This is a genomic window from Pseudomonas sp. (assembly GCF_046581935.1).
Lineage (GTDB): Bacteria > Pseudomonadota > Gammaproteobacteria > Pseudomonadales > Pseudomonadaceae > Aquipseudomonas.
In genome coordinates, this window is sequence record NZ_JAYGFK010000004.1 from 76,675 (window position 1) to 97,848 (window position 21,174).

Annotated in this window: 11 protein-coding genes; 8 read left to right on the forward strand and 3 right to left on the reverse strand. The window is 62.6% G+C overall.

The window, feature by feature from the left end; genetic code table 11:
* Positions 1-143 precede the first annotated feature (143 nt).
* Positions 144-2,699, forward strand: coding sequence for a TRAP transporter permease (locus VCA57_RS04335; RefSeq protein ID WP_411183735.1), 2,556 nt, complete (start codon positions 144-146; stop codon positions 2,697-2,699).
* Positions 2,700-2,902: 203 nt separating this feature from the next.
* Here the strand turns inward: VCA57_RS04335 and VCA57_RS04340 are convergent, their stop codons facing one another.
* Together VCA57_RS04340 and VCA57_RS04345 are read right to left on the reverse strand one after the other, a co-directional pair.
* Positions 2,903-5,158 (reverse strand): EAL domain-containing protein, encoded by a 2,256-nt coding sequence (locus tag VCA57_RS04340; protein WP_411183736.1) that lies wholly within the window; start codon positions 5,156-5,158, stop codon positions 2,903-2,905.
* A 157-nt stretch (positions 5,159-5,315) separates the two neighbouring features.
* Positions 5,316-5,627: a hypothetical protein gene (locus tag VCA57_RS04345; protein WP_411183737.1), complete on the reverse strand. Its 312-nt coding sequence runs from the start codon at positions 5,625-5,627 to the stop codon at positions 5,316-5,318.
* Between the two features lie 247 nt (positions 5,628-5,874).
* Here VCA57_RS04345 and VCA57_RS04350 point away from each other — a divergent pair, with 247 nt between their 5' ends.
* Positions 5,875-6,627, forward strand: a complete 753-nt coding sequence (locus tag VCA57_RS04350; protein ID WP_411183738.1) for a M48 family metallopeptidase — start codon at positions 5,875-5,877, stop codon at positions 6,625-6,627.
* A gap of 76 nt (positions 6,628-6,703) precedes the next feature.
* Here the strand turns inward: VCA57_RS04350 and VCA57_RS04355 are convergent, their stop codons facing one another.
* Positions 6,704-8,350, reverse strand: a complete 1,647-nt coding sequence (locus VCA57_RS04355; protein WP_411183739.1) for a Na/Pi cotransporter family protein — start codon at positions 8,348-8,350, stop codon at positions 6,704-6,706.
* A 319-nt stretch (positions 8,351-8,669) separates the two neighbouring features.
* Here VCA57_RS04355 and recC point away from each other — a divergent pair, with 319 nt between their 5' ends.
* The 6 genes from recC (at position 8,670) to VCA57_RS04385 (ending at position 21,156) form a co-directional block, all read left to right on the forward strand.
* Complete coding sequence (recC, locus tag VCA57_RS04360; RefSeq protein WP_411183740.1) at positions 8,670-11,960, forward strand: exodeoxyribonuclease V subunit gamma; 3,291 nt, start codon at positions 8,670-8,672, stop codon at positions 11,958-11,960.
* On the forward strand, positions 11,957-15,622 hold the full coding sequence (locus VCA57_RS04365) for a UvrD-helicase domain-containing protein (protein WP_411183741.1): 3,666 nt from the start codon (positions 11,957-11,959) through the stop codon (positions 15,620-15,622). Before recC ends, VCA57_RS04365 begins: the two co-directional genes overlap by 4 nt.
* Positions 15,623-15,745: 123 nt before the next feature.
* Positions 15,746-17,584, forward strand: a complete 1,839-nt coding sequence (gene recD, locus VCA57_RS04370; protein WP_411183742.1) for an exodeoxyribonuclease V subunit alpha — start codon at positions 15,746-15,748, stop codon at positions 17,582-17,584.
* A gap of 312 nt (positions 17,585-17,896) precedes the next feature.
* On the forward strand, positions 17,897-18,649 hold the full coding sequence (locus VCA57_RS04375; RefSeq protein ID WP_411183743.1) for a PspA/IM30 family protein: 753 nt from the start codon (positions 17,897-17,899) through the stop codon (positions 18,647-18,649).
* A 3-nt stretch (positions 18,650-18,652) separates the two neighbouring features.
* On the forward strand, positions 18,653-20,302 hold the full coding sequence (locus VCA57_RS04380) for an AAA family ATPase (RefSeq protein ID WP_411183744.1): 1,650 nt from the start codon (positions 18,653-18,655) through the stop codon (positions 20,300-20,302).
* The gene (locus tag VCA57_RS04385) at positions 20,299-21,156 is read left to right on the forward strand and encodes a hypothetical protein (RefSeq protein ID WP_411183745.1); all 858 of its coding nucleotides are present in this window, start codon (positions 20,299-20,301) and stop codon (positions 21,154-21,156) included. The genes VCA57_RS04380 and VCA57_RS04385 overlap by 4 nt, the downstream gene beginning before the upstream one ends.
* Positions 21,157-21,174 lie beyond the last annotated feature (18 nt).

Here is a 21,174-nt window from a genome sequence, read left to right on the forward strand (position 1 = left end):
CAACAGCGTCTAGCGCGGGATCGTAAACAGGTTTAAGACGGCTCAACGCCTGGAAACAGGCTAGTGTCTCTAGATAAGCAAACCCGCTGCTGCAAGGCTGCGGGTTTTGCCGTTTTCCGTACTCTCGAATGCAGGTTCGACCCATGCATGACAAGCAACTGTCCACCGAAGAACTGATCGCCCAGGATGTCGGTGCGCGTACCCCATTGGGGGCCATGGCCCAGGTCATCACCGGCCTGGCTCTGCTCTGGTCGCTGTTTCAATTGTGGATCGCCTCGCCACTGCCGTTCGTCTTTGGCATCGGTGTATTCAACGACACCGAAACCCGTTCTATCCACCTGGCGTTTGCCTTGCTGCTGGCCTTCCTCGCCTACCCGGCGTTCAAGAAGTCGCCGCGCGACCGAGTGCCGCTGTTGGATATCGCCTTGGGTCTGGTCGCTGCTGCCAGCGCCGCCTACCTGTTTATTTTCTACCAGCAGTTAGCCTTGCGCCCCGGTAGCCTGACCACTGCGGACATGCTCACCGCCTGTATTGGCATCCCGCTGTTACTGGAAGCCACGCGCCGGGTGCTCGGCCCGCCATTGGCGATTATTGCGCTGGTTTTCCTTATCTACAGCCTGGCCGGGCCTTATATGCCCGGATTGTTGGCGCACCGTGGGGTTAGCTTCAATGCGCTGGCCAACCACCAGTGGATCACCACCGAAGGGGTGTTCGGCATTGCCCTTGGCGTGTCCACCAGCTTCGTGTTCCTCTTCGTGCTATTCGGCGCCTTGCTCGAGCGCGCCGGTGCCGGTCATTACTTTATTCAGCTGGCCTTCAGCTTGCTTGGTCACTATCGCGGCGGCCCGGCCAAGGCAGCCGTGGTGGCGTCCGGCCTGACCGGGCTGATTTCCGGCTCGTCGATTGCCAACGTGGTCACCACCGGCACCTTCACCATCCCGATGATGAAGCGCACAGGCTTCTCGGCCGAGAAGGCTGGCGCAGTGGAAGTGGCTTCTTCAGTCAACGGTCAGATCATGCCGCCGGTGATGGGCGCGGCGGCCTTTCTGATGGTCGAGTACATCGGTATGCCCTATGTCGAGATCATCAAGCATGCTTTTCTGCCTGCGGCGATTTCCTACATCGCCCTGCTGTATATCGTGCATCTGGAGTCGCTCAAGCTTGGCCTGCAGCCGGTCGGTGGTCATCAGCCCAAGCCTTGGTTGCGTCGCCTGACCGGTTTTGCCTTCGGTGCCGCTTTGATCAGCGGGCTGTCGCTGGCGGTGTATTACGGCCTCGGTTGGCTCAAGCCGGCGTTGGGTGATTACGCTTTGCCGGGCATCGGTGCCCTGCTGGCACTGGTTTATCTTGGTCTGCTGAAAATTGCTGCCAGCGTGCCGGTATTGCCCGCCGAAGACCCGGACGCGCCGCTCGATAAACTGCCGCAAACCCGCGCCGTGCTGCTGTCTGGGTTGCATTTCTTGCTGCCGGTGGTGGTGCTGGTCTGGTGCCTGATGATCGAGCGCTTGTCCCCTGGTCTGTCGGCCTTCTGGGGTAGCGTGATGCTGGTGATCATCCTACTCACGCAGCGCCCGCTGCTGACCTGGCTGCGTACCGATGGCACGCATGCCCACGGCTCGTTTATGGATGGCGTGATCGACCTGCGTGAAGGCCTGATTGCCGGTGCGCGCAACATGATCGGCATTGGCATTGCCACGGCAGCCGCCGGGGTGATTGTCGGTGCGGTGTCGCAAACCGGGGTTGGCTTGGTATTGGCCGACTTGGTCGAGCTGTTGTCGATGGGCAACCTGCTACTGATGCTGGTGCTCACGGCGATCTTCAGCCTGGTACTCGGCATGGGCTTGCCGACCACCGCGAACTACATCGTGGTGTCCAGCCTGCTGGTGCCGGTGATCGTCACCCTCGGCCAGCAGAACGGCTTGATCGTGCCGCTGATTGCCGTGCATTTGTTCGTCTTTTACTTCGGCATCATGGCTGACGTCACGCCGCCGGTGGGGCTGGCTTCGTTCGCCGCAGCGGCGGTGTCCAAGGGCGACCCGATCAAGACCGGCATCGCCGCGTTCTACTACAGCCTGCGCACGGCGATCTTGCCGTTCCTGTTTATCTTCAACACGGATCTGTTGTTGATCGACGTGGACTTCTGGCATGGCGTGCTGATCTTCGTCATCGCCACCGTGGCCATGCTGATCTTCGCCGCCGGCAGTCAGGGCTTCTTCCTGGTACGCAGCCGATGGTACGAGAACGTCATCCTGTTGTTGGTTGCCTTCACCTTGTTCCGCCCAGGGTTTTGGATGGACATGGCGCATGACCCCTACCGCGACATCCCACCGGCGCAGCTTGCACAAGCCTTGGGCGATGTTGAGGCCGGTAGCCAGTTGCGCTTGCGCATCAAGGGTGAAGATGCGGTCGGTGATGCGCGCGAGTTCAGCCTGCTGCTGCCCGTGCCGGAAGGGGCTAGCGGCGACGAGCGCCTGCAGAAGCTTGGCTTGCTGACCTACGAGGACGGCGACAAGGTGCTGGTCGACAGCGTGACCTTTGGCAGCCCCGCCGCTGAAGCGGGCCTGGAATTTGATCAGCAAATCCTCAAGGTCCGCGCGCCCACCCAGCGGATGACCAAAGAGCTGATGTGGATTCCCGGCTTCCTGCTGTTCGGCCTGGTGGTCTGGCTGCAGCGCCGCCGTCGTGCCCGCGAGGCCTAAGCCGTTAATGCGGGCTGCGCAGTTTATTGCGCGGCCCGTACATCAAATTGCCCGAGTGGCATGGCGCACGCGCACTTTCCCCCGCATAAATATAAGTAGTTGTTCTACAAGTATTTATTGGCTTTTGTTGGTCTAGGCCGTGTATCGCTCTTCATAGCAGATACGTCGATTTCATGCTGGCAGATGAACAGATTTTGACTGTTTCATCGGCTTTCGCAGGGTGGCCGGCTGCGTGCCAGAGAGGGTAACGCACTCACCGATTCGCTTATGTCAGCGTCATGCAATAGCCGTTGCAGCTCATCAGCCGCACAAGGCCGGTTGAGCCAATAGCCTTGGGCTAATTGGCAGCCTTGGCTGCGCAGGAAATCCAGGTGTTCGGCGTGTTCTACGCCTTCGGCCACGACCTCCAGGCCGAGGCTATGGTCCAGGCCGATGATGGCGCGGCTGGTGGTTTGTAGTTCGGCATCCTGCGGGATGCCGGCGATAAAACTCTTATCGACCTTGAGGATGTGCAAGGGCAGGCGCTTGAGGTGGCCGAGGGACGAATAACCGGTGCCGAAATCATCCAGCGCCAGGCGCACACCCAGGCTGGCCAGGGCGCGTAGGGTGATCAGGGTTGTGGTGGTGTCTTCCAGCAGTTGGCTTTCGGTGATTTCCAGGACCAGGCTGGAGGGTGCCAGGCCTGTTTCGTCAAGGATGTTTGTTAGCCGGCTGACAAAATCGCCCTGGCGTAACTGGCGACTGGCCAGGTTTACGGCGCAATACAGGTGGCTGTGCCCGGTTTGCTGCCAGGCGCGAACTTGGCGGCAGGCTTGGCGCAACACCCAGTCACCCACGGCGAGAATATCGCCGGAGTCCTCCAGTGAGTTAATAAATTCCAACGGCCCGATCAGGGTTGTGCCGCGCTGCCAGCGCAGCAGTGCTTCGACGCCGACTATGCATGTGCTGCTCGTCTCGATGCGATGGATTGGCTGGTAATGCAGAACAAACTCGTCGCGCCCAAGTGCCTGGGCGAGGGCGTTTTCCAGCTCTAGTTGGTGGCGTGTGCTGGCTTGCAGGTTGGCGCTGAAGCGCGCGAATTGGGCCTTGCCGGCCTGTTTGGCTTGATACAGCGCAAGGTCGGCGGCCTGCAGGGCATCCTCGGAGGCATCACTGGCACGCAGAGCGGTGATGCCAATGCTGGCGCTGACCACTAACACCTGGCCATCCAGGTGCAGTGGCAGGTGCAGGCCTTCGAGCATGCGTTGCGCGACCTGTTCGGCGTCGTCGGCGCAGGCCAGGTCCGTCAGCAGAACGACAAATTCGTCGCCACCAATACGACACAGGTAGTCGCCAGGGCGCAGGCAGTGGCTCAGGCGGCGGCTTATTTCGATCAACACCTGATCACCGCAGGCGTGGCCAAAGGTGTCGTTGATTAGCTTGAAACGGTCTAGGTCGATAAACAGCAGCGCTGCTTCCCGTGCGCCGTTTTTACCCAGTTGCTGCAGGGTTTGCCGTAACACTTCATCCAGGCGCATGCGGTTGCCCAGGCCGGTCAGTGGGTCATGGCGGGCGGCATGCCGTAGCTGTTGTTCAACGGCTTTGCGCACGCTGACGTCACTTTGCGAGCCGGCGATGCGCTGCTGCCCGTCGACATCGGTTTGCAACACGCCACGTACCAGCACCCAGAGGTAGTCGCCGCTGTTACGTCGGATGCGGTATTCGTGGTGTAGCAATGCACTGGCGCCGCTTAGATGGGCTTCAATCGCCTGGCGCAGCCCTGGCAGATCGTCAGGATGCACGCGGTTGAACCAACTGGCGCTACCTTCGCCCAGGCTGTCGCGGTCGAGGTCGAGCATGCCGGCCCAACGCGCCGAGACGTACAGGTGGTCGTGTTCCAGATGCCAGTCCCAGATGCCATCGTTGGCTCCGCGCAAGGCTCTGGCAAACCGCGCCTCGCTCTCTTCCAGGGCTTTGCGTTGCGCGGCGGTGTAGGTGTCGATGGCCAGGGTCATGTCGAAGAACACGACCTTGAGCAGGCTGGCGAACAGCGCCTGATTCGGGTGTGCGTCAAACAGCTTGGCGAGAATTTCGTCGAGATACAGCCGGTAGCCGGCCAGATACCACTTGAGCTCAATTCCAGCCAGTTGATGAACCAGGCCGATGCGCAGACGACTGGCCACGTAATCGCCGTCATATGGGCCATGCCACAGGCGTTGGTAGTACTCAAGTTGGCTGCGTTTGAGACGCTGTAGGGTGTTGGTGTTGCTAATGAGGCTGGCCGGCCCGTTAAAGCCTTCCAGGTGTTGATAGAGGCGTTCGGTGAAGGCTTGCTGGACGCCATCCATGGCGCCGGCGGTGGCGTTCAGACGTGCGGCGTCCGCTTCTTGCCAGTCGAGTAGGCGGCAACGTTCGTCTACCTCCTCATGGTTAAGGCCAATGCGCTGCATGAGTTCGTCGAGTGCGGTAATCGGCCCCATTTAAACTTCCTGTTATTTTCGCGGGCATAAAAAAAGCGCCAGCACAGCGTGTTCTGAGTGAACACGCTGTGCTGGCGCTTCGTCTTGCAGGCCCTGAGTCCTGCCCGGCAAAGCCGGTTCCCGCTGTGGCGGAACCTACTGGGGCGATATTTTTACGCTATTGCTCATAGGCTGACAAATCCTTGAGCAGCTGCTCCAGGCGCATGCGTAGGTCTGCCAGCTCACGGGATTTAAAGGCGTGGCGGGTACGCTCCAGCGTGGCGACCGCATCGAGTAAGGCGTGCCGCACTAGTCCTTGAGGCTCCAGCCATACTGGTTTGAGGCAGCCACAGAGGGGCGCGTGGTAACAAATTGCAGGGCTACAAACGACTTCCCCGGCTATCGCCTGGCTGGCCAGCCATTGGCTCAGTAAGTGGCCTAGCGCCGGGTCGGCACAGATGATCTGCGGGATAGTTTCAGGTTTTGCCATAGTGGTGGCACTTTAACGTCAGCCACTGACAGCGTATTGATCGAAGTCAAGCGTCGCCGCAAAGCACCAGGCCTGATGCGCGGTTGCCGACGCTGCAACCTGAGCGTTGAGCAGGCGGTGCGGTGTGTTGGTCGCATCCGTCAGGTCGCGGAATATGATCGGCGTCTCGCTTTACGCGGTATATATCACCGACAATACCGCGCCGCCTCTCGGCCCTCCATTGCCTCACTCCTCAAGGATGATGATCATGAAATTGCATTTCTCTCTTTCCGCCCTCGCATTTGCCACCCTGCTGTCCGGCTGCCAGAACATGAGCCCTGACGCCATGCTCAGCACTGGCTTGCAAGCTATGCAGGCCGCCACGCTCAGCGATGCAGAAGTGAAAACCATGGCCGACGAAGCCTGCGTGCAGATGGACGCCCAGTCGCCCATCGCGCCGGCCGGTAACAAGTACAGCAAACGCCTGGAAACCATCGCCAGCAACCTCGGCAGCCAGGTCAACGGTACGCCGGTCACCTACAAGGTTTACCTGACCGACGACGTTAACGCCTGGGCCATGGCCAACGGTTGCGTGCGCGTGTACAGCGGCCTGATGGACCTGATGACTGACAACGAAGTGGAAGGCGTGCTGGGCCACGAGATGGGCCATGTTGCCCTCGGCCACACCAAGAAAGCCATGCAGGCGGCGTACGCCACTTCGGTAGCCCGTGGCGCGATTGCTTCCTCGGGCAACAGCGCTGCCGTGGCACTGTCCAGCTCGCAGCTGGGTGATTTGGGTGAGGCGCTGATCAATGCGCAGTTCTCTCAATCTCAGGAAAGTGCTGCCGACGACTTCTCCTTTGATTTGCTGAAGAAGCGCAACATTCCGCTGCAAGGTCTGGCCAGCGCCTTCGACAAGCTTGCCCAGCAGGGCGGCGGCGAAAGCAGCATGTTCGACTCCCACCCAGGTTCGGCTGACCGCGCTAAACATATCCGCCAGCGTATAGCTGCCGAGAAGTGATCGACGATGGGGCCGCAGCAGCGGCCCCATCTGTTTTAGGCGTAATTCCCTCCAAGTTCTCCTCTAGTCCCGCAGACTAATTATCCGCCGCGTCCTGACTATGCAGCGCCCCTGTCTCACTACTTTCCAGCACCGCGTAAGCACTTGAGCAGAACAGCGAGTTGAGGCGCTTCATATCGGCGATCAGCTCCATGTGCAGGCCGCTGGTTTCGATGCTTTGCACCACTTGGTGATGCAAACGGCCGACATGTGCATGAGCCAAGCGGCGCTCCTGGGCGCGAAAGCGGCGTTTCTCGCGCAGCAGCTGGCGGGCGCTTTCCTTATCGCCGGAAAGAAATACCGAAAGCCCCAAGCGCAGGTTGGCCGTTAGCTGTTGATGTAGGCTGGCCAGTTCCTCCAGGCCGTTGTCGGAGAAGGAGTGGCGCTGGGCGGTCTTCTGATCCTGCACCTTGCCGAGCATGCGCTCGATAATGTCACCGGCCTGTTCCAGGTTGACTGCCAGCTCAATGATCTCTGCCCAACGGCGGTTGTCGTGCTCGCTCAACGCCTCGCGCTGCACCTGAGCGAGATAGAGCTTCACTGCGCTGTAGAGTGCATCGACGTCGTCATCCAGGCGGCGTAGCTCTTTGCTCAGGGCGATTTGTCCACCTTGCAGCACTTCCAGCAGGTGGCTGAGCATGGTCTCGATCAGGTCACCGATGCGCAGGGTTTCGCGCACTGCATTGGCCAGCGCCAGGCTCGGTGTAGACAGCGCCGTGGGGTCGAGGTGGCGCGGGCGGGCCACGCCGTTTTCCTCGACGCGATCCGGCAGCAGCCAGTTACAGAAGCGCGCCATCAACCCGACGGTGGGCAGCATCAGCAGGCAACGCAGGCTGTTGTAGAGCACGTGAAAGCCGATGACCAGTTCTTCGGGGCGCCAGTTCAGGCTGTCCAGCCAATTGGCCAGCGGGGTGAGAAAGGGCATCACCAGTAACAGGCCAATCAGCTTGTACAGCAGGCTGCCGAGGGCCACGCGCCGCCCCGCTGGGGTTTGCAGGCTGCTGGTGAGGAAGGCCAGGATGCCGCTGCCGATGTTTGCGCCGATCACCAGGCCGATGGCCACTGGCAGGCTGATCAGCCCGGCACCGGTGAGCATGGCCGTGAGCAGCACGGCTGCCAGGCTGGAATAGGAGATCAGGGCAAACAGTGCACCCACCAGGGCATCCAGCATCAGGTCGCCAGTCAGCGAGGCGAACAGCACGCGGATGCCTTGTTCCTGAGTGATCGGCGTGGCGGCCGCGACGATCAGCTCCAGCGCTAGCAGCATCAAGCCCAAGCCAATACCAACGCGACCGAGCTGGCCGGCACGGGTCTGTTTGCGCGAAAGAAAGAAAATCACCCCGAGAAAGATCAGCAGCGGGCTCAGCCAACTCAGATCAAAGGTCAGCACCCGCGCCATCAATGCGGTGCCGACATCCGCACCAAGCATGATCGCCAGTGCCGGCGTCAGCGCCATCAGGCCTTGAGCAACGAAGGAGGTGACCAACAGCGCGGTGGCGTTGCTGCTCTGCACCAATGCGGTTACGCCGATGCCGGCGGCAAACGCCATGGGTCGCTTGCTGATGTTGTTACTGAGCACCTTGCGCAGGTGTGAACCGTACACGCGCAGAATGCCGGTGCGGACGATATGGGTGCCCCAGATCAGCAGGGCAATGGCGGATAGCAGGTTGAGCAGGGTTAGCATCGCGCATCTCCCTGACGCGGGTCGCCCCAAAGAGGGCAACAATAGGGGACGACGCCTAGGGCTCGACGATGAATCCGGAGATTAGGTGTCGCGGCTAAGTGAATGGCCTGGTTAGCTATTTTTTTACCAAGCCTACCTTTAGCTTTAGCCGTCAAATGGCATTGGCGCCAGTCGTGCGAACACGGTTAAGTGCTCTGGCAGGTGTCAGATGCAGCGCTATTCGGCCAGTTCCGCGCGCCGGCGACACAGGCTGTCGCAACATGCCGTCAGGCTGATCGAACTGGTAACCTAAGCCGATTGAACGGATGCGACCCTGCCCATGCTCACGCTCTACCATGCCCCCGATTTAGAAACCCTTGGCGAGCTGGCCACAACTTTGTTGGCCACGCCGATGCGCGACGCGTTTGCCCCCGCGCTGGTGGTGGTGCCGAGCCAGGGTATGGGCCGCTGGCTGACGCTGGAGCTGGCGCGTAAGCAAGGCATCGCCATGCAGCTTGAGGTGCAACTGCCGGCCAAGTTTGTTTGGGATATGTCGCGTCTGTGTCTGGGCCAACTGCCGGAGCAATCGGCCTTCAGCCCCAGCAGTTTGAGCTGGCGTTTGTATGACTGGCTGTGCGAACCCGAGCAACTGGCGCAAGCACCGCGTTTGGCGCACTACCTGGATGGCGGCGATGAACGCAGAAGGCTGTCACTTGCCGTCAAGATCGCCGACGTATTCGACCAATACCTGCTGTATCGCGACGACTGGCTGGCCGCCTGGGAGCGCAACGAGCTGCTTGATCTTGGCCCGGACGAAGCCTGGCAAGCGCTGCTCTGGCGCGAGCTGACCAAAGACGGCCACCCGCACCGCGCGCGCCTGCTCGAGGACTTGCTGGCCCGGCTTTACGACGCCACCCCGATCACCGGCCTGCCCGAGCGCGTGCTGGTGTTCGGTATCAGCAGTTTGCCGCCGCACCATATGCGCGTGCTGGAAGGTTTGGCGCGGCACACTGAAGTGGTGATCTTCGCCCTCAATCCCTGCCGCGAGGCCTGGGGAGAAATTCGCGATATCCGTGAGCTGGCCAGGCAACCGCAAAGCGCAGCGGTTAACCAAGAGCTGAGCCCGGATGACTGGTATCTGGATGTTGGCCATCCGTTATTGGCCAGCCTGGGCAAGCAGGGCCGCGACTTTTTCGACAGCCTGTTTAGCCTGGCCTCCAGCGAAGGCAGCCAGGAAGTTGGCCTGTATTCCGAGGACGCCGACTTAATTGATGGCAGCCTGCTGCACGCGCTGCAGAACGACATTCTGCGTCTGCGCACTCGCACGGCGAATGAACGCTTGGTGCTGCGCGACGACGACCGTTCGCTGGAGCTGCACATCGCTCACTCGCCGCTGCGCGAAGTGGAAATTCTGCATGACCAACTGCTCGCCCGCTTTGCTGCCGAACCCGAACTGACCCCCGATCAAGTGGTGGTGCTGACCCCGGATATCGAGCGTTATGCGCCCTATATCGAAGCCGTGTTTGCCCCGCGTGAAGGCGTGCCGCGCGTGCCGTTCAGCCTGGCCGACCGCAGCCTGCGCGCGGAAATCCCGCTGATTGAAGCCTTCCTCAGCCTGCTGGCCCTGCCGGACAGTCGCTTTACCGCCGAAGAGGTGCTCACCCTGCTTGAGCAGCCCGCCGTCGCCCGCCGTGCCGGGATCGAAGCCGAAGACCTCAGCCTGCTGCGCGACTGGTTGCGTGAGGCCGGTATCCGCTGGGGCCGCGATGACGCGCACCGCGAGCAGTTGGGCTTGCCGGCCGATGCCGCGTTTACCTGGCGACAAGGGCTGGATCGCCTGCTGCTGGGCTTTGCCGCACCGCCGCAGCTCGCCGGGTTGGCGGCGCCCTTGCTCGGCAGCAGCTGGCCGCTGGATGCGCTGGAAGGCGCTCGCGCGCAATTGCTCGGGCGCTTGGCTGGGTTTGTCGAGCGCTTGGCCGCGCTGGCGCAGAGCCTGCAACGGCCACGCGCCTTGGGCGAGTGGGCCGAGTCGCTGCAAGTGCTGATCGACCAACTGTTTGATGAGCGTGAAGCCGGCGACACCTTGTTGCTGTTGTCTAAAGCCTGCGCCGCCTTGCAGGAGCAGGCCACGGCTTCCGGCGTCGAGCGGCCGATTGAGCTGGCGTTGATTCGTCAGCAACTGACCGCGGCATTGGAGCAGGGCAGCGCCGCCTCGGGCTTTCTTACCGGCGCGGTGACCTTCTGCACGATGGTGCCGATGCGCAGCCTGCCGTTCCGCTTGGTCTGCCTGCTTGGCCTGGATGACGGCGCGCTACCACGCCGTACGCCCGCTGCTGGTTTCGACATGATTGGGCAGAAACCGCGGCGTGGCGACCGTGCGCGGCGTCTGGATGACCGTTATCTGCTGCTGGAAACCCTGCTCTCGGCCCGTGGCGGCCTGTACCTCAGCTATGTCGGCCGCGACCCGCGCAGCAATGCCGAGTTGCCGCCCTCGGTGCTGGTCAGCGAGTTGCTCGATGTGGTCGACCTTACCGCCGTCGCTGCCAGCGGCCCGGCCAGCGCCCGCATCACCCATCAGCATCCGCTACAGCCTTTCGCCCCTGGCAACTTTGCCGGCGACCGTCATGCCGGTTTTGCCGCGCCCTGGTTCCACGCGGCGCAACGTCTGAGTCAGGCGGTGGAAAGTGCCGCGCCGTTTGCCAGTGTATTGGCCCCCCCCGATCAAGATGGGCTGGGCGGTGCGGCGCTGAGCATCGAGCCGAGCCAACTGATCCATTGCTTCAAACATCCGGCGCGCTACCTGTTGGAGCAGCGCCTCGGCCTGCGCCTGGCGCAGACAGAAGAAACCCTGGCCGGTGATGAGCCGTTCAGCGTCGAGTGGACCAGCCAACATGGCTTGCGCCAGTTGGCCTTGCAGGCCGTCGAGCGAGGCTGGAGTGAGCGCGAGGAGCGTGCCGTGGCGGCGGCATCCGGCTGGCTGCCGGTGGGCGAGCTGGGCCAGGCGCACTGGGGGCAGATTCGTGGGCCGATCCGCGCCTTTGCGCCAACCCTGTTCGACGAGCGCCCGGAGGATGCCGCGCAACCGCTGCTGGTGGATATCGAACTGGCCGGCGTGCGCATTCATGGCTGGCTGGATGGGGTGACCAGTGAGGGCTTATTCGATTACCGCCTGCGCGACCTCGGCGCTTGGGAGCTGGCCCCGTTCTGGCTGCGCCACCTGTTGCTCAATTGTGCCGCGACGCCGGGCATCAGCCGCGAGAGCCGTCTGCTGTCGCCAAAACGCGAATGGCGGCTGGGGCCGCTGGCCGCTCCTCTGCAACTGCTGGAGCCCTGGCTCGAAGCCTACAAAAGTGCGCTGTGCGAACCGCTGCCGCTGTTAGCCAAGTGCAGCTATGGCTTCGCCAGTAAATGGCGCAAACCCGGGCGCAAAGAGCCGATTGACGCCGCCCGCAGCGAGGCGAGGGTGATGTGGCAAGGCAACGACTACATGACCGGCGAAGGCCAAGACCCCTGGAATGCCCTGGCCTTCCGCGACCGCGAGCCGCTGGATGAGCGCTTCGAGGTGCTCGCCGAACAGCTCTACGGCCCGGCGCTGGACGCCCTGCAAGGCAGTGACGAGGACGAGGCATGAGTGGCGCAGCGTTAAACCTATTGCACGACAGCTTCAGCGGCCGCTCGCTGATCGAGGCCAGCGCCGGCACCGGCAAGACCTGGACCCTGACCGCGCTGTACGCCCGCCTGTTGCTGGAAAAGCAGCTCAGCGTCAGCCAGATTCTGGTGGTGACCTTTACCACCGCCGCCACCGCCGAGCTGCGCGAGCGTATTCGCAAGCGCCTGGCCGAACTGCTGGCGGTGTATGACAACGGCCCTGGCGATGACGCGCTGCTTAACGCGCTGCATGCGCAATACCCGGACGCTGTCAGCCATCGTCGGCTGCTGCTGGCCGTGCACGGTTTTGATGAGGCGGCTATTTTCACCATCCACGGTTTTTGCCAGCGCGCCTTGCAGGATGCCGCGTTCGAGGCCGGTGGCGACTTCGACAACGAACTGACCCACGACGACCGCGAGATCATCGACGCGCTGCTCGCTGATCTGTGGCGGCATGAGCTGGCGGTGGCCGAGCCAGAATGGGCGGCGTTTCTGGTGCAGCAAAAGATCACCCCGCAAAGCCTGCGTCAGCGCCTGCGCAATCACCTGGGCAAGCCCTACCTGCGCATCGAGCCGCAGCCAGGCACGCACAGCGACATGGCCGCCCTGCGCGCGGCCTGGCAACAGGCGCAGCGTCTCTGGCAGGGCGAAAGTGCGGCTTGGCTGGAGCAGCTACAAGCCTTTGATGGCTTCAAGAGCAATATGTGCAACCCGGCCAAGTTGGGCGTTTGGCAGGCCGAGCTGGACGGCTATTTCAGCGACGCCGCCGCGCTGTTCAGCAAAACCGAAGCACACCGCCGCCTGGCCCGTGAAGGGCTGAACAAGGCCAGCAAGAAGGGCTGCGAAGCGCCGGCTAATCCGTTGGCTGCTGCGCTGCAGGAGCTGTGTGATGCCCTCGATACGGCGCAACCAGAAGCCGAACAACGGCTGATCGACCTGCAGGTGCGTTTGATCCATCAGCTCAACGAACAACTGCCGGCGCGCAAGGCAGCACAACGCTTGTTGGCCTTCGACGACCTGCTCAACAAACTGCAACAAGCGCTACAGGGCGGGGGCGGTGAGCACTTGGCGAGCACCCTGCGCACGCAATACCCAGTAGCGCTGATCGACGAATTTCAGGACACCGACCCGGTGCAGTACCGGGTGTTTCATCGCATATATTCTGAGCCTGGCGTAGCGAGCGACTTGCTGACAAGGAAGGCTCCGAGCGAAGGGCGAGACAGTACTGGCTGTACGGCAAGCCCTGAGCGAGGAACTGACGCTGTCAGCGAGACGCGCAGTAGCCAGGCTGGTGATCTGTGTTTTGTTGGCGACCCGAAGCAGGCCATTTATGCCTTTCGCGGTGCTGATCTGGCGACCTACCTGCAAGCGCGCAGCGAGGCTGCGCGGCAATACAGCCTTACGACTAACCACCGCTCCACGCCGGAGCTGATTGCCTCACTTAATCAACTGTTCGACCGGCCCATGCCGTTCGCCGAGCCCGGTCTGGATTATCAGCAGGTCGGGGCCAGCGACAAGGCGCGGGCGCAGTTGGTGTTGCCGGCGGTTGAGGGCGAACAGGACGCGCCGCTGGCGCTGGTCTGGTTGGATGACGAGCACTTGGGCAAGGGCCAGGCCGGCGCGCTGGTCGCCACCGATACGGCACGGCGTATCGCTGCTGTGTTGGCCGCTAGCAGCCAGGGCGAGGCGTACTTTGCCCAAGGCGACACGCGCACGCCGATCAAAGGTGGCGATATTGCCGTGCTGGTCGCCAGCCACCGTCAGGCCGGCGAAGTGGCCGCAGAGCTGGCTGCCCGTGGCGTGCCTAGCGTGCGGCGCGGTAAAGAGAACGTCTGGCACAGCGAAGAGGCGGATGAACTCAGCGCCGTGCTGGCCGCCTACGCCGAACCTGGCCGTGAAGGCGCGTTGCGCTATGCCCTGGCCAGCCGTTTGCTCGGTCGCAGCGCCGCCGATCTGGCCGCCTGCACCGAGGATGCCCAGGCCTGGGACGCCGAGCGCGAAGCGGCCGAGCGCTATCACCAACTGTGGCAGCAGCAAGGCTTTATGCGCGCCTTCCGCGCCTGGCTGGATGAGCAGAAAGTCGCCCAGCGGCTGCTGGCGCTGGGCGACGGTGAGCGCCGCTTGACCAACCTGCTGCACCTGGCCGAGTTGCTACAAACCGAAAGCCTGCAACGCCCGGGGCTGGAGCAATTACTGACGTGGTTCAATGCCCAGCGCAGCGCCGAAGCCCATGGCGAGGACGCTCTGCTGCGTCTGGAAAGCGATGCTGATCGGGTGCAGATCGTCACCATCCACACCTCCAAGGGTTTGGAATATCCGTTGGTGTTCTGCCCTTACCTGTGGGACGGCGCGTTACTGCGTCAGCATGAAGACATCAGTTGCCACGCCGACGACGGCACGCCGCTGCTCGACCTCGGCAGCGAACAACTCGATGTGCACCGTGAGCGCGCCCGCCATGAGCGCTTCGCCGAGAAATTACGCCTGACCTACGTGGCCCTGACCCGCGCCCGTGACCGTCTGTGGCTGCACTGGGGGCCGGTGGACTGCAAGCCGAGAAAGGACGGCACCCTCGGCGACAGTGGCCTGCACAGCAGCGCCCTGGCCTGGTTGCTGCACGGTCGGCAATTACCGGGTGAGGATGCCTTGGCCGAGCTAGCCGGGCATTTGCAAACCCTCTCACCACAAGGCCTGCGCGCGGAGATCGAGCAACTGACCGCCAGCAGCCACGGCCATATAAGCCTGCAGCCGCTGCGTCACGTCGAAGCCAGTGCTGCCGGTGAACAGCGCGCGCCGGCTCCGCAGCAGCTCTCGACCTTGCAACGCAGCCTGCACAGCGCCTGGCGCGTCGGCAGCTTCTCCGGTTTGGCCGCCGGTATGCACATGGAAGCGCCGGACCGCGATGGCTTGGTGATGCCCGATGCCAGCGAACCGGGTACGGGCTTTTTCGCCTTCCCCCGTGGCGCGCGCGCCGGCACCTGCCTGCACGCCATTCTCGAAGATTGGGCGCGTGGTAAAGCCCCGCTGGCAGAGTTGATTGAGCCGGGGTTGAGCGGCCATGGCATCAGCAATGAGTGGAATGCGGTGGCGCTGGAGCAACTGCAACAGGTGGTCGACTGCGATCTCGATGGCCAAGGCCTGACCCTGAGCGGGCTAAACCCTGTGCGCCGCCTGCCCGAGCTGGGCTTTACCTTCCCGGTCGCCGGGCTTGATATGCAGCGCCTGCGGGCGATCCTCAGCGATCCCGCCCACGGCCTGCCGACGCCGATGCGTGATGCGGCGGCGCGTTTGGAGTTCGACAGCCTCAAGGGCTTTCTTAAAGGTTTTATCGACCTGACTTTCGAGCACAACGGGCGCTGGTACATCGCCGACTACAAATCCAACTGGCTCGGTCCGGACGCCAGCTACTACGGCGGCGAACGCCTGCTGCAAGCTCTGGCCGCCGAGCATTACTACCTGCAATACCTGATCTACCTGGTGGCGCTACGACGTTTCCTGCGTCAGCGCCTGGACGACTTCCACAGCGATCAGCTGGGCGGGGCCTACTACCTGTTTCTGCGCGGCATGCCGAGCGCCGGGGTGTACTTCTCGCGCCCGGCGGATGGCTTGCTGGATGCGTTGGATAGCTTGTTCGCGGAGGGTAAATGATGGTTGCTGTGGCCTTTGTAGGATGGGTCGGGCCACGCTGGTTGAGCCCGCGATACCCATCACTTTTCAGGCAGCACCTTTTTGGGTATCGCTTTGCTCAACCCAACCTACGGGGGGGGCAATATGAACCTCGCTGACTTGCCCCTTGGCCCGCTGGAACGCGCGCTGGTCGACAGCCTGCAGCGTCTCGATACGCAGGCGTCGCCGGTGGTGTTGGCTTCGGCGGCGCTGCTTTGCATGGCCTTGGACAAGGGCGATGTGTGCCTGCCCCTGGCGCGACTGGCAGGGCAGCGACCTTGGCCTGAGCATGCCTTCAATCTACCGAAACTGGCGGACTGGCAGGCGCAGTTGCAAGCCTCAACGCTGGTCGGCGGCGATGGTGATTTCACCCCGCTGATTATTGAGCATGGCCGTCTCTATCTGGCGCGCTATCAGGCCTATGAGCGGCATCTGGCCACGCAACTGCTGCACCGCGCTGCCGATCTGCCTGAGGTAGACGAAGCCCAGTTGAGTGAAAGCCTCGGCCGCTTATTTGCTTTCAATCAGCAACAGCCCGACTGGCAACGCTTGGCCGCCGCGCAAGCGGTGCGGCGTAAGCTGGCGGTGATCTCTGGCGGCCCCGGCACTGGCAAAACCACCACCGTGGTGCGCCTGCTCGCTGCCCTTCTTGAACAGCCCGGCTGTGAGCATCTGGCCATCGGCCTGGCCGCGCCCACGGGCAAAGCTGCTGCGCGCATGGCCGAAGCCATTCGCAATGCCAAGGCCCAGCTGCCGGTTAGCGAGGCGATCAAAGCTGCGCTGCCAGATGAAGCGCGCACCCTGCACCGCTTGCTCGGCAGCCGTGGCGACAGCCCGCAGGTGCGGCATCACGCGGCCAACCCGCTGGCGCTGGATGTGCTGGTGGTGGACGAAGCCTCGATGGTCGATCTGGCGCTGATGGCCAAGCTGCTTGATGCACTGCCGCCGACGGCGCGGCTGATTCTGCTGGGCGACAAAGACCAACTGTGCGCCGTGGAAGCTGGCGCGGTGTTCGCCGAATTGTGCGAGGGGCGCGGCTTCGATGCCCAGGCCGCCGCCGACTTGCAACGCATCACCGGCCAGCCCGTGTCGGTTTCTGAGCCTGCCTCAAAGCTGGGCGACGCTGTGGTGCTGCTCACCCATAGCCACCGCTTTGCCGGCGATAGCGGCATCGGTGAACTGGCGCGGCGGATCAACGGCGGCGATGTCAGCGGTACGCTCAATTTGCTCAAGGAGGGTCGCAGCGATCTGGCCTGGAACGCCGAGCCAACGCCAGTGGACTTGCTCGATCGTCTCGATCAGGGTTACGGCCCTTATATGGCAGCGGCGAAAAGCGCAGATGCCGCTGCTGCGTTCGCCGCTTTCAACAGCTTTCGCACCCTGACGGCCCAGCGCGAAGGCGCGTGGGGCGTGGCCGGCATCAACGAAGCACTGGAAGCACGGATCAAGCGGCGTAGCCAAGTGGCCAGCCGCGAGCGCTGGTACGTCGGCCGACCGGTGATGGTGCGACAGAACGACTACGCCCTCGGCCTGTTCAACGGCGATATCGGCATTTGCCTGCACACTGAGTATGGTCTGCGGGTGTTCTTCGAGGGTGAGGACGGCTACCGGCCCTTCGCCCCGGCGCGCCTGCCCAGCCACGACAGCGCCTTCGCCATGACCGTGCACAAAAGCCAGGGCTCGGAATTTGCCGAAGTGCTGCTGGTGCTGCCCGAACAGCCCAGCCCGTTGCTGACCCGCAGCCTGTTTTACACCGGTATTACCCGGGCCAAGCAGAAGGTGGAAATCTGGGGCTTGCCAGCCCGCCTGGCTGAAGCTGTGGCCACCCGCGCCGAACGCGCGGCGGGGTTGGCGCAGCGACTGGCGATGATGGCAACGCCAGGGCCGGCCTTATCACCAGAGCGCCCGGGCAAGAGCGGCGATGAGCAACTCTCGCTGTTCTAGGTGCTGCCGAAGAGCGTGTACCTGTCCATCTGGGCCGTACTAAGTAGCCACTACCACTCTGCCAGTGGTAGCGGCTACTTAGTACCGGACACGGATTGACCTGTGTAATAGGTCTGCTAGTGCTACTTAGCGCTGTATAAGCGCAGATAGAGAAGGTCTGTGCTAGTTGCGCGTCAGGCCAACGCATTGGAGCGGCTTCGCATAATTGCGCGACGAGGTTGCATCCACCCGCCACCTCGCCAAGAATGCGGCAAGCTTGGCCGGCCATGCCGCCGTAACCGATGGATTGCTTGCAGACCGTAAGGAGACACCATGTTTTATCGCCTGACCAATATCTTCAAAGGCATCCTCTCGCTGTTTATCAAGGATCTGGAGCGGCAAAATCCGGAAGCCTTGCTGGAGTTAGAGCAGGAAAACCTGCGCAAGCAGATCGCTAACTTCAACCAAGGCCTGGCCGCCCACGCTGGCCTCGCCGAGCGCTTGATGAGTCAGGTGCGCAAGCAGGAGACCGAAGAGCGTGAGTTGCATGCGCGCACCACCGCGCACTTGCGGGCCGGCAACAAGTCGGCTGCCGCGCAGAATGCCCTGCGTTTGCAGAACCTAGCCCGCGAGCTGGAAGAGAACCGCCGCCAACTGGCCCAGGCTGAAGACACCTACCAGAACCTGACCAAGGCCCGTGAAGTGGCAGTGGCCGCCGCGCGCAGCAAAATCGAGGCGCTTAAAGGCGCGATCAACGATATGCGCATGAAAACCGCCATGGCCGAGATGAACGAGATGGCTGCAGGCATGGTGAGCACTATCGGCGGCTCGGGCGATACCCTTAATCGTCTGCACGAGATGGTCGAGGAAGAACGCACCAAGGCTGCCGGTCGCGCACGTATGGCCCGTGATGCCATGGACATGAGTGAGGTCAACCTCAAGGAAGCCGAGATGGATGCCCTAGCCGACCAGGCCCTGGCTGATTTCGCTGCCAAGGAAGGCCTCAGCCTGCCGGGGCAGGAGACCAGCGAAGCACCAGCGGCCAATCGCAGCATGGGTGGCAACCCGCAGTCGGAAAGCCAGTAACTCATGCCGGGTGAAGCGCCAGTGCCGAGCTGGGTCGAAGAATTGCGTCTGGCCTATGAAAGCGGTGCCCATGGCCAGTTTGTGCTGTATGGAAATGTCGCCGACCGTTTTCCCCTGGACGGCCGCCTAGTCAGCCTGACCCGCTATCTAGATGCCAAGCTGTTGGGTAACTTTGATTTAGTGTTCGTCTACGACCCGGGCAACGGCCTGAACCTGTTGCGTGGTGGCGAGCGTTTTGCTCAGTGGCCAGCGGCCGAGCAGGTCAAGCCTTGGCCGCAGGAGCCGCGCGCGGCGATTGAGCTAATCAGCCGCTACCTGCGTTACCGCGCCAACCTTACGGCTCTTGGTCGTGGTGATAATGAGCACGTGGCGGTGATCCTGCGCGGTGCCGATCTGGTGCTGCCGGCCGCTCGTCAGGGCGATTTCGCCACGGCCAGCCTGGCCAGCTTGGTGCGTGACTGGGCGGCTGAACCGCCGTTCGCCGATATGGCTTTCGCCAGCCTGCTGCTCACCGACAACCTCAATGACCTACATTCGCTGGTGGCCAATAACCCGCGTATCGACCGGGTGCAAGTACCGCTGCCGGATGCCGCGAGCCTCGGCCAGTGCCTAGCGCAACTGCGTACCGATCATCCTACTGCCTTCGCCGCAGACGACAACGGCTCTGTGCAGGCCTTGGCGGGCGTCAGTCTCAGTGCTCTGGCCAGCCTGGTCAAACGCCGCGCCCATGAAGGCAAGGTGCTCGGCACTCAGGACTGGATCGCTGCGAAAAAAGAGATGGTGGAAAACGACAGCGCCGGCCTGGTGGAATTCATCGAGTCTAAACGTACCCTCGACGACTACCACGCCCAGGAGGCGCTAAAAGTCTGGCTTCGTCAGGACATGGCGCTGTGGCAGGCCGCCGACCTGCGCGCGCTGCCCAAGGGCTATATCTTTTGTGGCCCGGTGGGCACTGGCAAAACCTATCTGGTGGAGTGCCTGGCGGGTGAAGCTGGGGTGCCGGTGGTCAAACTGAAGAACTTCCGTGATCGCTGGGTCGGCTCTAGCGAAGGTAATTTAGAGAAAATCTTTCGGCTGATTCGCGGCCTCGGTCGCTGCATCGTGTTTATCGACGAAGCCGACCAAACGCTTGGCAAGCGTGACGGCGGTAGTGGCGACGGCGGCCTGTCCGGGCGTCTCTACTCAATGATTGCCCAGGAAATGGGCGACGCCGACAACCGTGGCAAGGTGATCTGGATTCTTGCCTCTTCGCGCCCCGACCTGATCGAAGTCGACCTCAAGCGTCCTGGGCGGGTCGATGTGAAGATTCCACTGCTGCCAACCACCACGGTCGAAGAAAGCGCGGCGTTGCTCAAGGCCCTGCTTAAACGCTTCGAACTCAAGTTGGAAATCACAGCGCTGGTGGAATTGTCGCTGCCCTTGCTACTGACCCCTGGCGCTGCGGAAGCGCTGGCGGTCAAGGTCTACCGCCAGGTGCGTACCGCACAGATGGAGCCCTTGGCGGCACTCAAACATTGCTTGCAGGGTTATCAGCCGCCGGTTGCCGAGCAGGTGCTGCGGATGCAGATGAGCATCGCCATCCGCGAAGCCACCGATATGGCCTTCGTCCCTGAACCGCTGCGCCACCTAGCGGCGGAGGTTGTCAGCTTATGAGTGCCGGGCGCTATCTGTGGGCCGCCGCCAACGCCCGTCCGCTGGGTATGCCGATTGCACCGAACTGGTTCGCACTGGCGGCTGTCAGCCTGCTCGGTGCCTTCGTCAGTCCAGGCTTTTGGGTGCTCGGGGTCGGCCTGGAACTGGGTTATTTGCTGTTGTTGTCGCGCAATGTCCGCTTTCGCCGCGCCGTGGATGCTCAGCAACCGCGTGCAGTCGACCCCGCCGGGCTGCGTTATGAAAACACCTTGGGACTGCTTGATGCGACCCAGCGCCAGCGCCAGCAGCGGGTCGAGGCCCGCGCCCGCGAGGTGTTGCAGCTGCTTGCCCGTTCGCCACTGATGGCCTCGCATGCCAGCAGCCTGGAGCAACTGGTGTGGCTCAACCTGCGCCTGCTGGTGGCGGGTCAGGCACTGAGCGTGGTGGCTGACACGGCCGCCAAGGAGAGCGCTGAGCTGCAGCAGCAGGAGGACCAGATCGACCTACGCCTGGCTGGTAACGCGCTGGACGATGAGCTGCGGCGTAGCCTGGAGCAACAGAAGCAGGTGATCGACGCCCGCCAGGCGGCGCATACAGAAGGCCTGCGCCGCAGCGAACATGTGAATGCCGAGTTGCAGCGTATCGAACAGCAGATCGCCTTGATCCGCGAACAGACCCTGCTGGCCACCGACGAAGAGCAAATCGGCATCGCCTTGAATGCCTTGACCACTTCGTTCAACGAGGCCAGTCATTGGCTTAACAGCCAGCGCGACCTTCTCGGCGTACTCGAACTTAACGAACAACAGACCCTGCCGCGCTATGTGTTGCAGGGCCAGGGCGAGCAACCGGCGCAAGCCGAATCAGTTAAACATTGATGGCCGGGGCGTACCGGC